We start from the raw sequence: 12,284 nt of genomic DNA, 5'->3' as shown, positions 1-12,284 counted from the left end.
TTATCACTTCTCCTCGTTGCGCTCACGGCGAGCGCGCAGTTGATCGCTTTGGGTTTGCAGTGCCAGGCGAACCAATTTTTCACGGTCCGAGTCTAGCAAGCTAACGTATTGAAAGTAGGCGTATTCATCATCCTGGCTAACCAGGGTGGCATAACCTGTTACCTGGCCCAAGGGCAGGCGCAGGGTCACTTTGGCGGTTTGCCCTTCGATGTCGCTGTGGAGGATGGAAAACCCGCCAGCGCTAAAATGCACGGTGCGCCGCCAGTGTTTGTCCTGCAAATCTTGGCTTAGCAGCGCCTCGCTCAGCAGCTCAAGCTTTTGCTGATGCAGCAGCAAAAGCCTTGCCAGGGGCGACTGGCGCTCGTCTTTGAGCTCGGTCAGCAGCAATTGCTCTTGCTCGGCCAACAGATCGAGCTGTTTTCGAAGGGGCGGCAAGCTGTCGGCCAACTGCTGGGTGTCGGGCACCGGAGCGGTGCTACTTAACCAGTCGAGGTGAACGTCGCAGCCCAAACGGACACTGAAGTAGTCGTCAAAAAGGCGATCGGCCATGGCAGCTTGCTGTTCATATTGAAATAAGTCCCGTATTATCCCGTAACTTCCTTCGCAAATAAAACCTCTAATAACGGGATGTTCCGACCTGCCTCGCTCTTCATAGCCACCCGCTACCTGCTTCGCGGCCAACGGGGCGGCTTTGCCAACTTCGTCAATTTATTTGCCTTGTTCGGTGTCACCCTGGGGGTGATGGTGCTGACCGTGGTGCTGAGCGTCATGAACGGCTTTGAAAGTCAGCTCAAAAGCCGCCTTTTAGACAGGGTGCCGCACCTGCTAGTAAGTAGCGAGCAAGGCTACAGCGATTGGCCAAAACGGGCCGAGGCGCTGGAAAGCCAAAAAGGGGTCACTGCGGTAGCGCCTTATATTGACGGCGAAGTGATGCTGCAAAGCCCAGAGGGCTTGCAAGGGGGCTGGCTGCAAGGGCTGTGGCCTACCGATCCGCTGCCTGACAACGCCACCAAGCCGCAAGCCGGCCAATACCAGTTGGTGCTGGGGGTAGGCCTTGCCCGCAAACTCAAACTGCTAGTGGGTGACGTGGTGCGGGTCTACCTGCCGGGGCGCAGCATCTACACCCCCCTTGGCCGGCTGCCGGCCCAGCGCCAGTTCACGGTGATTGCCGTGGTGGACTTGGCCTCTGAGCTTAACGACGTGCTGGCCATCACTAACTACCAGGACCTTCGGCGCCTCTATGGCAAAAGCCCGGGCGGGGTCGACAAACTCAAGGTGACCCTGGCTGACCCCTTTGCCACCGACACCTTCAGCCATCTTGCCAAACCCGGCGAAAGCCTTTGGGACTGGCGCGCCCGTTACGGCGATTTCTTTGCCGCCGTGGCCCAGGAAAAACGCACCATGTCCATGCTGCTGGTGCTGATCATCGCCGTGGCCGCTTTTAATATTCTGGCGGCGCTGGCCATGCTGGTCTCCGACAAGCGCCGCGATATTGCGGTGCTGGCCAGCCTTGGTATGACTCCCAAAGCCCTTAAGCGAATTTTTGTGACCCAGGGCGTCGGCACCGGCGTGCTGGGCTCGGCCCTTGGTTTGTCTCTTGGCTTTTTGGTGACAGAGCACCTGAACTTGGCGCTGAACCTGGTGGGGCTGGGGGGCATGGCCTTTGGCTACGGGCCACAGGGGCTGCCGGTTATCCGTGAGCCGCTGCAAATGGGCCTGATTGCCCTTTTTGTGGTGGTGATTTGCGCCCTGGCTACCCTGGCGCCCGCTCACCGGGCGGCTCGCATCGACCCGGCCGTGGTACTGACGGAACGAGATTAAACAAGGTCGCCGCCAGTGCGGCGCTGATTGAGGATTGAACGTGCTTCGCTGTAAACAGCTGACCAAGATCTACCACGACGAAGGGATGGACACGGCGGTACTGACCGGTGTCAACCTCGGCGTTGAAGCCGGTGAGACCCTGGCCATTGTTGGCTCATCGGGTTCGGGCAAGAGCACCTTGTTGCACCTGATGGGCACCCTGGACCAACCCTCCAGCGGCCAGTTGTTGTTTGACGGCGAAGACATGCAAGGCTGGAACGAAGAAACCCGCTGCCGCTTTCGCAACCAACACCTGGGGTTTGTCTACCAGTTTCATCACCTGTTGCCGGAATTCTCGGCCCTGGAAAACGCCGCCATGCCGGCCCTTATCCAGGGTGACAGCCCGGCCAAGGCCACCGAAAGAGCCAAAATGCTGCTCGACAGAGTAGGGCTCAGCCACCGCCTTAACCACCGGCCCTCGGCGCTCTCCGGCGGCGAGCGCCAGCGGGTGGCCATCGCCAGGGCGCTGGTCAATTCCCCGCGCTTGGTGCTGGCCGACGAGCCCACCGGTAACCTCGATGAAACCAGCGGTGAGCAGGTTTACCAGCTTATTCAGGAGCTGAACCAGGAGTTTGGCATCGCCTTTGTGGTGGTCACCCACGACCGCAGCCTCGCCGCCAAAATGGGCCGGGTGTTGGCCCTTAAAAAAGGGGTGCTGGAACACCCATGATGCTCAGTTTCCAGTTGGCCTGGCGCCAGTTTCGCCAGGGCCACCTCAACCGCCTGCAACGCTTTTTACGTACCGCGGCCGTCAGTGGCGTGGCCCTTGGCTGCCTGGTGCTGGTGTTGGTGCTAAGCGTGATGAACGGTTTTCAAAAAGTGCTGACCGAGCGGTTTTTGTCCCTGGTACCGCAGGTGGAGCTTATCGCCATGGGCGGCCAGTTAAAGCGCCCCCAGAGCCTCACCAGCCTGGCCCAGGCCGACCCACAAGTGGCGGCGGTCGCGCCTTTTCGCAGCATCAACGCCTTGGCGGTAAGCGGTGAGCACTTAAACGCCCTTGCCCTTAGGGGCATTGATTTGGAAAAAGAAATTAAGGTCTCCGGCCTTGCCCGCTACATTACCCCCGAGATGATCAAGGCCTTTGAAAGCGAACCCAACGCCCTCATCCTCGGTGACGCCCTGGCCAAGAAGCTTGGGGTCAAGGTCGGGCATAAGCTCAGTATTTTGGTGGCTCCCCCCGGCAGCGGCGGCCTTTCTACGCCCCGGCGCCATCAGCTGACCCTGGTGGGGGTGGTTAAAATTGGTGGGCAACTGGATTACAGCCTGGCCTACATGCCCCTTGCCACCGCCAACGGCTGGAACGACAGCACCCATGCCCAGGGCCTGCGCCTTAAAGTGAACGATGTGTTTGCGGCCGACCGGGTCGCCAGAGACATCGGCTTTCGCGCCCACGAAGCCCTGTACATGGACAACTGGACCCGCACCCAGGGCCATTTGTACCAAGACATTCAAATGGTTAGGGTGATCATCTACCTGGTGGTGGGGCTTATCATGCTGGTGGCGAGCTTTAACATCATCTCGCTACTGATGGTGACGGTGCGCGAAGAGGCGCCGCAAATCGCCATGCTGCGCTCCATCGGTTGCCGCCAGAGCACCATCAGCCTGCTGTTTTTGTGGCGCGGCTGCCTCTTGGGCGGCCTTGGGGTGGTGCTGGGTACCGGCTTTGGCATCCTGCTGGCCTGGGCGCTGCCGGGGTTGTTGTCGTTTTGGCAGCAGCTGACCGGTAAAACCATCCTGGCCGGGGATATCTACTTTACCGATACCATCCCTACCCAAATTTTGCCGGGGGATGTGGTGGTAACGGCCTTGCTGGCCCTGGCGGTGGCCCTTGTCGCTACCCTTTACCCGGCCATTCACGCCAGCCGGTTGCAGCCGGCAAGGGTGCTCTCAGGCGCATAAAAAAGCCCCGCACTGCGGGGCTTTTTTATCGGCGCTGTTCTTTTCGTTTCTGCCAGCTCTTGGCCACAGAATAGCGCCACAGCCAGGAAATGCCGAAGTAGCCAATCAGCGACGCCACACTGGCGCAGACCAAGCAGCCCAACAAAAAGGCCGGGCCGACGGTCTCGATACTGCCCACCAGCCAATCCCAGGTGGGCTCGAAGTGGAATTTGTCGCCATGGCGGCCAAGGATCAAGGAACCCACTTTATAGACCCCATAAAAGATGGGGGGCATGGTCACCGGGTTGGTGAGCCAGACCAAAGCAACCGACAGCGGCAGGTTGACCCGGAACAAAATGGCGCCGCCGGCGGCCAGCAGCATCTGGAAAGGAACGGGAACGAAGGCAAAGAACAGGCCAACGGCAAAGGCGCCGGCCGCGCTGCGACGGTTGAGGCACCACAGGTTGGGTTCATGGACCAAACTACCGAAGATCTTCAGGTGTTTGTGGTTACGGATCTTGGCGTGATCCGGCATGAACCGCTTTATCGTTTTCTTAGGCATGAAGCTCTATTCACTCCAGGGAACCACTTAAGGGATGAAAGTCTTGCCTTTACTGAGCTGGCTGTCAGGGATGATAACCCCGTTGTTATGGGAGCAGCTGCCGAGCCTGGCAACCTTGGCCGCTTTCGCGGGCCTGGCGCTGGCTTTACTGGTGCTCAAGTGGCGCCACCTGGCGGTTTTCCTGGTGGGTATTTGTTACACCAGCCTGGTGGGTTACCACCAGCAGCCACCGGCGCTGTCCGCACAGGACCATAGCATAGAAGGCACTGTTCTGGCAGAACAAGCTGCACTTTACGTGCAAATTTATCGCCTTGATGACCAAGCGGTTTCCCCCTTTTTAGCCCGCCTTGGCTGGTATCTCGACCAGGAAAAACCGGTGCCCGGCCAGGTGCTGGCGGCAAGCGCTAAGCTAAAGCCCCTTCGCCACCGCTTAAACCCCGGCAGCCGCGCCAGTGCAAGGCGTGACAAAGCCATGGGTCTGGTGGCGGTGGGGTATGTCAAAGACGTGGTAGCCATAAAGGGGGCGGCAAGCTGGCAGTGGCGCTGGCATCGCTACCTGGAGCGGCAATTGGCCGGCTTTGGTCAGCAAGGGCTGATGCTGGCGCTCTTGAGCGGCGACAGGCAGCTGATGGCAACCGACACCCGGGCGCTGCTGGCCCAAACCGGCACCGCGCACCTGCTGGCCATCTCCGGGCTTCATGTGTCGTTGGTGGCGATGTTGGGGCTCTTTTTAGGGCATTTACTGCCCGGTAACGGCCGGCGCTGGGGCTGGCTGTTGGGACTACTGATGGCCGGCCTTTATGCCTGGCAGTCGGGGCTCGCGCCACCGGCCCTTCGCGCGCTGGTAGCCCTTTGTACCTGGGTGCTGTGGCTTGGCTGGCGCCGGCCATTGCAAGGGGCAAGGCTATGGCTGGGGCTGTTGAGCCTGTTTGCCACCTTAGACCCCATGGTGCTGCTGGACTCGCGGCTGTGGCTGTCGTTTTTTGCCGTCGCCCTTATTTTACTGGTGCTGTGGCGCTTTCCCGGGCGCGGCTGGCGCTCGCTTATCACATTGCAACTGGGGCTTGGGGTACTGATGTGGCCGCTGCAAAGCTGGCTCTTTGGCCAAGTGCCAGCCTTTGCCCTGATTGCCAACCTCTTTGCGGTGCCCCTTATTAGCCTGCTGGTGATGCCGCTGCTGCTGGCGGGGTTGGTGGTGCCTGGGCTTTGGTGGCTGGCTGACCAGTTGCTGGCGGTACTGATGATTGGCCTTACTTGGTTGCCAGGCGAGATGCCGGCGGCCTGGCTGGGATTGTTATTGCTGCCCCTTATCGCCGCCTTACCCCTTAATGGCCGTAGCCGCCTGGCGCTGGGGCTCTGTTGGTTGATGGCCTGGGGGCTTAGGCCACAAAGCAGCGGGGTGTGGTTTTTGGATGTAGGGCAGGGCACCAGCACCGCCCTTATCGCCCCAAAGGCCATGGTGCTGGTGGACACCGGCCCTGGCCTCTGGGCCACCGATGGCGCCAGGCGCCTGGCTGCCAGCCACCCGCTGGCGCTATTGGTGCTGTCTCATAGCGATAAAGATCATGTGGGCGGGCGCGCGGCCTTCTCTGCGCCTGTTTTGGCTGGGCAGCCCGACCAAGGCGAGGCGCCCTGCATCGCCGGGCAGCGCTGGTTTTGGCAAGGCGGCGTGCTGGAATCCTTGTGGCCAGAGGCGCCAGGCGGTGAAGACAACGACCGCTCCTGCGTGCTCTTTACCCAAATCGCCGGGCACACCTTGCTGCTTACCGGCGATATCAGCCAAGGCAGCGAAGCGCTACGGCACTGGCCCGAAGCCGACTGGCTGGCGGTGCCTCATCACGGCTCAAAAAGTTCGTCTTCCGAGGGGTTTATCCAAGAGGTGAACCCGCGCCTGGCCGTTTTTAGCCGCGGCTGGCAAAACCCCTTTGGTTTTCCGGCACCACAAGTGTTGGCCCGCTACCGCGCTAACGGCAGTGCTATCTGGGATACCGGCCGCCAAGGGGCGCTTTTTTGTGCAAAGAGCGGGTGCCAGGGCCTTAAAGCATTGTGGTGGGAGGCTACTGATGTTGGCGAAGCCAAGCGCTGCGGCTACACTAGCGGCCTCAAATGCAAAGAACCTTGAGCATGTTAGATACAAATTCTTCCCGAGTGGATACCTACAAGCGGCTGCTGAAATACGCCGTGCCTTTTCGCCTGGGCCTGGCTCTGGCCATTGTGGGTATGGTGGCCAACGCCGGTTTTGAAGCCCTCTTTGCACGCCTGATGGGGCCCTTTTTGGATACCTCTTTTGGTACCGGCCAGGCGCCGGCAGACGGCGGGGCCATGAGCCCGGCGGGCGATATGTTCATGCTGGCGCCCATTGTGGTGATTGTGCTGTTCATTGCCCGTGGCATCACCTCCTTTATGGCCGACTATGGTTTGGCCTGGGTGGGGCGCCATGTGGTTAAATCCTTGCGCCAGGAACTCTTTGAAAAAATTATCCGTTTTCCCATCAAAGAATTTGATCAGACCACCCCTGGCACCCTTATTTCGAAGATCACCTTTGATGTGGAGCTGGTGGCCAACTCGGTGACCAAAGCGCTGCTTATCTTGGTGCGCGAAAGCGCCTATGTGTTGTTCCTGGTCTACACCATGTTCAGCTACAGCTGGCAGCTGACCCTGGTGTTCTTTTTGGTGATCCCCCCCATCGCCTTTTCGGTGAAGTTTGTGTCTCGCCGCTTTCGAAAGCTCGGTTTGCAAATTCAGGCCGCCATGGGCCGGGTGACCGCCAAATCGGAACAGATGGTCAGCGGTAACAAGGTGATGAAGCTGTTTGGCTCTGAAGGGATGGAAGCCAAGCGCTTTGGCGACATCAACAACCACAATCGTCAGCAAAACATGAAGGTGCTGGCCACCCAAGGCAGCTCCGATGCCTTTATCCAATTGCTGGCCGGTATCGGCCTGGCGCTGGTGTTGTACATTGCCGGCACCCTTGCCCATTCTGGCGAGTTGACCGTCGGCGCCTTTGTGGGCCTGGTGACCACCATGCTGATGATGATGCGCCCAATAAAGCGCCTGACTAACGTTAACTCCGAGATGCAGCGGGGCATTGCCGCCGCTGACTCCATCTTCCAGGTGCTGGACAAAGCCGTGGAAGTGGACGACGGCACCTTAACTCTTGCCGCGCGTGCCAAGGGCAACATCGCTTTTAAAGACGTCACCTTCAGCTACCCCACCAAGGAAGAGCCGGCCCTTAAGAACGTCAGTTTCGAGGTACCGGCTGGCAAAACCATTGCCCTGGTGGGGCGTTCGGGTTCCGGCAAAACCACCATCAGCTCCTTGCTGACCCGTTTTTACGACATCGACAGCGGCTGTATTTGCCTTGACGGTAACGATCTTCGCCAATACCGGCTGCACGACCTTCGCCGCCAGTTCGCGGTGGTGAGCCAGCAGGTGTACCTCTTTAACGACACCATCGCCGCCAACATCGCCTATGGCCTGGAAGGAGACGTGAGCCGCGAGGCCATCATCCAAGCTGCCACCACTGCCCACGCCATGGAGTTTATCGAGCGCCTGCCTGAAGGCCTGGATACCGTGATTGGCGAGAACGGTGTGATGCTCTCGGGCGGCCAGCGCCAGCGTATTGCCATTGCCCGCGCTTTGCTGCGCGACGCGCCGCTGCTGATTTTGGACGAAGCCACCTCGGCTCTTGATACCGAGTCAGAGCGCCATATCCAGGCGGGCCTGGAAGCGCTGCAAAAAAACCGCACCTCGCTGGTGATTGCCCATCGTCTGTCCACCATCGAAAACGCCGACCAAATTCTGGTGCTCGACCACGGTGAGATCCTCGAGCAGGGCACCCACAGCGAGCTGTTGGAACGAGACGGCAACTACGCCGGCCTTTACAAGATGCAGTTCGGTAACTGATGGATTTTTGGTACCAAAACCCCGGTTGGCGCGCCTGGCTATTATTGCCGCTGACCGGGCTTTTCTGGCTGATAAGCGCCCTGCGCCGCCAACTCTTCGCCCTTGGCCTTAAAAAGCACTACCGACCCCCGGTGCCGGTGGTGGTGGTGGGCAATTTGTCGGTGGGGGGCAACGGTAAAACCCCGGTGGTGCTGGCGCTGGCCGAAGCCCTAAAGGCTGCAGGGCTTCGCCCCGGCCTTATCGCCAGGGGCTATGGCGCCAAAGGGCCTTTCCCGGCGTTGGTCTCGGCCCAAAGTGAGGCCAATGTGGTAGGAGATGAAGCGCGGTTGCTGGTCAAACGCAGCAATCTTCCCATGGCGGTGGGGGGCGATAGGCGCGCCGCCATCGAACTGCTGCTGGCCCATCACAGCATTGACGTGCTTATTTGCGACGACGGCCTGCAGCATTACGCTCTGGCCCGGGATATCGAAATCGTGGTGATGGACGGCCAGCGGCGCCTGGGCAACGGCTACCTGCTGCCCTCGGGGCCACTTCGCGAAGGGGCCTGGCGCCTTGATAGCGTCGATTTTGTGGTGGTGAACGGCAACGATGCTGGCGCCGGCCAGTTCGCCATGACTCTTAACCAGGGCCTGCCGCGCCGGGTTTGTGATGACAGCCCGGTACAGTGGCAGGCATTGCCAGAGACCCTCAGCGCCGCTGCCGGTATCGGCAACCCCGAGCGCTTTTTCCAAAGCCTTCGCCAGCGCGGTTATCAGCTAACCGAAGCGCTGGCTTTTAACGACCACCACCACTTTACTCAAGCCGATTTCAAGGACGTTCAGGGGCCCCTGGTGATGACCGAAAAAGACGCGGTCAAATGCCAGGCCTTTGCCCCCGAGCATTGGTATTATGTGCCGGTTGATGCCGCCTTTGGCCCGCAACTGTGTCAAGCGGTACTGGAAACTTTAAGGAGCCGTCATGGCCTTTGATAAGCGTTTGCTGGATGTGATTGCCTGCCCTATCTGCAAGGGCAAACTGAAACTGGACGAAGAAAAAAGCGAGCTGTGCTGCAGCTTTGACAAGCTGGCCTATCCCATCCGTAACGACATTCCGGTGATGCTCCCCGATGAAGCGCGCAAACTGAGCCTGGACGAGGTGCTGCCTTGAGTTTTGTGGTCGTTATTCCGGCCCGTTACGCCTCTACCCGCTTGCCGGGCAAGCCGCTATTGAACATCGCTGGTAAACCCATGGTGCTACACGTGCTGGACAAGGCCAATGCCGCCGGCGCCGAGGCGGTTTGGGTGGCAACCGACGACGAACGTATCGAAGCAGCCGTTGCCGCCAGTGGCGGCCAGGTGATGATGACCGCCAACGATCACGAGTCTGGCACCGACCGCCTGGCCGAGGTGGCAAGGCGCCTGGGGCTCGATAGCGACACCATCATTGTCAATGTCCAGGGTGACGAGCCCCTTATTCCCACGGCGGTGATAAGCCAGGTGGCCAAACTGCTGGCCGACCATCCCGATGCCGCCGTGGCGACCCTGGCAACGCCCATCCTCGACCAAGATGAAGCAGTGAATCCCAACGCAGTAAAAGTGGTGACCGACAAAGCCGGCTTTGCGCTGTATTTCAGCCGCGCCAGCATTCCTGCCCAGCGCGACAAGGTGCTGGCCGGGCAAAAGCCCGAGCTTGAAGGTAGCGCCCTTCGCCGCCATTTAGGCATTTATGCCTACCGGGCCGGTTTTTTGGCCCGCTACGCCAGCCTTGAGCCAAGCCCCATCGAGAAACTCGAAGCCCTCGAACAGCTGCGGGTACTGTGGCACGGCGAGCGTATTATCGTTGCCGACGCCTGTGAGCTGCCGCCGGCGGGTATCGACACCCCGGACGATTTAGAGCGGGTTAACCGCTTGTTCTGCTGATAAAAAGCCGCCTCAGGGCGGCTTTTTCATGCCAGCGCACTGGTTGCCCTGCCTGTCCCTTTCTCCATGTTGTGATTGTTGTTTTTGTATTACGATAATTTTAATTTGCGGCGCCGATCCTTGGGGGGATCGCCACCAGGCCCGCATACCGAACTGCATCAAGCAGTGACAACACCACAATAAGGAAAAGGTTATGTTCAGCAAAAAACAGATGCTGGGGCTGCTGCTGTTGCCCCTGGCAACCAGCGCTGTCGCCGTCCAGCAGGTGGATAACGGCACCTATGTTATTCGCAATAAGTTCACCGGTAAGGTGCTGGATCTGGTCAACGGCAGCGCCGCCGACGGCACCAACATCATCCAGTACCGCCAGACCAATGCCTCCAATCAGCACTGGCAGGTCAGCTACCTTGGCAATGGCAACTACCGCATCACCAATCTGGCCGGGGGCGGCGCCGCCGAAGTCTACGACTGGGACACCAGCGATGGCGCCAATATCAGCCAGTGGAGCGCCAACGGCCTTGCCATTCAGAACTGGCAGCTGAGCGATCAAGGCGATGGCACTTTCAAGGTGATTAACGCGGCGACCGGCAAGGCCATGGAGGTATACAACTGGGATAGCTCCGACGGCGCCAATGTCTCCCAATGGACCGACAACGGCCTGGATATCCAGCGCTGGGCTTTTGAGTCCCTCGATACCGGCGCCAGTTACCACTGGCCGCTTTCAGGAGACCTTGGCACCCATGACCCTACCGCCATGGCTGAGAACGGCACCTGGTACGAGTTTCAAACCGGCCCCGGCATTTACCGGAAGGTCTCTTATGATGGCGGCTTGACCTGGCAGCCGTTGCCCTCGGTGCTGCCAAACGGCCTAGGCTGGTGGCAAAACTACGTGCCGGACCAACAAGGTATCGATGTCTGGGCCCCGGATGTAAAAGCCTATAACGGTAAGGTCTGGCTTTATTACGCGGTCTCCACTTTTGGCTCCAAGGTGTCGGCCATCGGGCTGCTGTCGGCAGAAAGTCTGGCCAGCGACAACTGGCAAGACGAAGGCCTGGTGATCAACACCACCACCGCCAGTAATTACAACGCCATCGACCCCGACTTGGTTATCGACCGCGACAACAAGCCCTGGCTGGTGCTGGGGTCTTGGAGCAGCGGTATCAAGCTGACTCGCCTTAACAGCAGCACCATGAAACCCACCGGCAGCCTTTACAGCCTGGCGGCCCGTTCCGGGGGTATCGAGGCGCCGTCCATCACCTATCGAAACGGCTATTACTACCTCTTTGTGTCAACCGGGGTGTGTTGCGCCGGGACCGACAGCACCTATCAGATCCGTTATGGCCGCAGCACCAGCATTACCGGCCCCTATCTTGATAAAAACGGGGTGGACATGATGAACGGTGGTGGCAGCCTGCTCGACGGCGGTAATGCCCGCTGGGTGGGCCCGGGCGGCGAGGATATGGTCGGCAATAACGTCATTGTGCGCCACGCCTACGACGCCGACGATAACGGCAATGCCAAGCTGCTGATAAGTAAGCTCAATTGGGATGCCAGCGGCTGGCCCCGCTACTAAAGGAAAAACCCGGCGCCGCCGGGTTTTTTAATGGGGGTAGCAAATCACGTTATGAAAGGTTACCGGCAGCGGCCCGGGATTGGCATAACCGTGGGGCTGGCTGGCGTCAAAGCGAAGGCCCTGACCTCTTGCCAGCGGCTGCCACTGGCCCTGATGCAGCACTTCCATGGCGCCATCGACGGGCACCACATGCTCGATAACCCCAAAAACGTGAGGCTCTGATTGGCGGGTAAAGCCGGGCGCCAGGGTGATGGCAAACATTTCCAGGCCGGTTGTCTTGTCGAAGGGAAACAAGGTCACCACCGTCATGTCTTGCACATCGGCCAGAGGGGAGGGGACGCCCGGTAGCAAAAAGGCAGAAAAAGAAATGCCAAAGCCGGTGGCGAGCTTCCACAGGGTGGCCACGGTGGGGCTCGACTCGCCCCGCTCAATTTGCCCGAGCATGGCCTTGGACACCCCGGTTTGCTCGGCGGCCTTGGTCAAGCTCCAGCCCTTGTCAGCCCGCGCGATTTTGAGGACCTGCTGAATTTGTTGGTTTAATGGATCCATGGCTTGTACGCTATAACGCACGAATGCTAGATTGTTGTGCGTTATAGCGTACAAGGAG

At 59.6% G+C, this 12,284-nt stretch carries 12 protein-coding genes; 9 read left to right on the top strand and 3 right to left on the bottom strand.

From position 1 onward, the window contains the following. Positions 1-3: 3 nt before the first annotated feature. Positions 4-549: a hypothetical protein gene (locus EDC28_RS11870; RefSeq protein WP_123421741.1), complete on the bottom strand. Its 546-nt coding sequence runs from the start codon at positions 547-549 to the stop codon at positions 4-6. Positions 550-627: 78 nt separating this feature from the next. Between EDC28_RS11870 and EDC28_RS11865 the strand changes: the two genes are divergently transcribed. From EDC28_RS11865 to EDC28_RS11855, 3 genes are read left to right on the top strand one after another with little or no spacing between them, the layout of a single operon-like run. Next, positions 628-1,821 (top strand): ABC transporter permease, encoded by a 1,194-nt coding sequence (locus EDC28_RS11865; RefSeq protein ID WP_123421740.1) that lies wholly within the window; start codon positions 628-630, stop codon positions 1,819-1,821. Between the two features lie 40 nt (positions 1,822-1,861). Then, positions 1,862-2,530, top strand: coding sequence for a lipoprotein-releasing ABC transporter ATP-binding protein LolD (gene lolD / locus EDC28_RS11860; protein ID WP_050659961.1), 669 nt, complete (start codon positions 1,862-1,864; stop codon positions 2,528-2,530). Further along, the gene (locus tag EDC28_RS11855) at positions 2,527-3,759 is read left to right on the top strand and encodes an FtsX-like permease family protein (RefSeq protein WP_123421739.1); all 1,233 of its coding nucleotides are present in this window, start codon (positions 2,527-2,529) and stop codon (positions 3,757-3,759) included. The genes lolD and EDC28_RS11855 overlap by 4 nt, the downstream gene beginning before the upstream one ends. 25 nt (positions 3,760-3,784) lie before the next feature. Here the strand turns inward: EDC28_RS11855 and EDC28_RS11850 are convergent, their stop codons facing one another. Further along, positions 3,785-4,300, bottom strand: coding sequence for a DUF2062 domain-containing protein (locus EDC28_RS11850; protein ID WP_050659963.1), 516 nt, complete (start codon positions 4,298-4,300; stop codon positions 3,785-3,787). A 34-nt stretch (positions 4,301-4,334) separates the two neighbouring features. On the opposite strand from EDC28_RS11850, the gene EDC28_RS11845 reads away from it, so the two are divergent. From EDC28_RS11845 to EDC28_RS11820, 6 genes are all read left to right on the top strand, one after another. Continuing rightward, complete coding sequence (locus EDC28_RS11845; RefSeq protein ID WP_123421738.1) at positions 4,335-6,422, top strand: DNA internalization-related competence protein ComEC/Rec2; 2,088 nt, start codon at positions 4,335-4,337, stop codon at positions 6,420-6,422. Between the two features lie 2 nt (positions 6,423-6,424). Next, complete coding sequence (msbA, locus tag EDC28_RS11840) at positions 6,425-8,206, top strand: lipid A export permease/ATP-binding protein MsbA (protein ID WP_123421737.1); 1,782 nt, start codon at positions 6,425-6,427, stop codon at positions 8,204-8,206. Then, on the top strand, positions 8,206-9,174 hold the full coding sequence (gene lpxK / locus EDC28_RS11835; protein ID WP_050659966.1) for a tetraacyldisaccharide 4'-kinase: 969 nt from the start codon (positions 8,206-8,208) through the stop codon (positions 9,172-9,174). The genes msbA and lpxK overlap by 1 nt, the downstream gene beginning before the upstream one ends. After that, the gene (locus tag EDC28_RS11830; RefSeq protein WP_050659967.1) at positions 9,164-9,352 is read left to right on the top strand and encodes a Trm112 family protein; all 189 of its coding nucleotides are present in this window, start codon (positions 9,164-9,166) and stop codon (positions 9,350-9,352) included. The genes lpxK and EDC28_RS11830 overlap by 11 nt, the downstream gene beginning before the upstream one ends. Beyond that, entirely contained in the window at positions 9,349-10,104 is a 756-nt protein-coding gene (gene kdsB / locus EDC28_RS11825; protein ID WP_123421736.1) for a 3-deoxy-manno-octulosonate cytidylyltransferase, read from the top strand. The genes EDC28_RS11830 and kdsB overlap by 4 nt, the downstream gene beginning before the upstream one ends. A gap of 193 nt (positions 10,105-10,297) precedes the next feature. After that, positions 10,298-11,677, top strand: coding sequence for a family 43 glycosylhydrolase (locus tag EDC28_RS11820; RefSeq protein WP_123421735.1), 1,380 nt, complete (start codon positions 10,298-10,300; stop codon positions 11,675-11,677). Between the two features lie 27 nt (positions 11,678-11,704). Here EDC28_RS11820 and EDC28_RS11815 read toward each other — a convergent pair whose 3' ends face one another. Further along, positions 11,705-12,226 carry a helix-turn-helix domain-containing protein gene (locus tag EDC28_RS11815; protein ID WP_050659970.1) on the bottom strand — a complete coding sequence of 174 codons (522 nt, stop codon included), beginning with the start codon at positions 12,224-12,226 and terminating at the stop codon, positions 11,705-11,707. Between the last annotated feature and the right edge of the window lie 58 nt (positions 12,227-12,284).

Source organism: Gallaecimonas pentaromativorans (assembly GCF_003751625.1).
Lineage (GTDB): Bacteria > Pseudomonadota > Gammaproteobacteria > Enterobacterales > Gallaecimonadaceae > Gallaecimonas > Gallaecimonas pentaromativorans.
The sequence above is the reverse complement of the archived record's forward strand: the minus strand, read 5'-3'. Positions and strand labels throughout refer to the sequence as shown.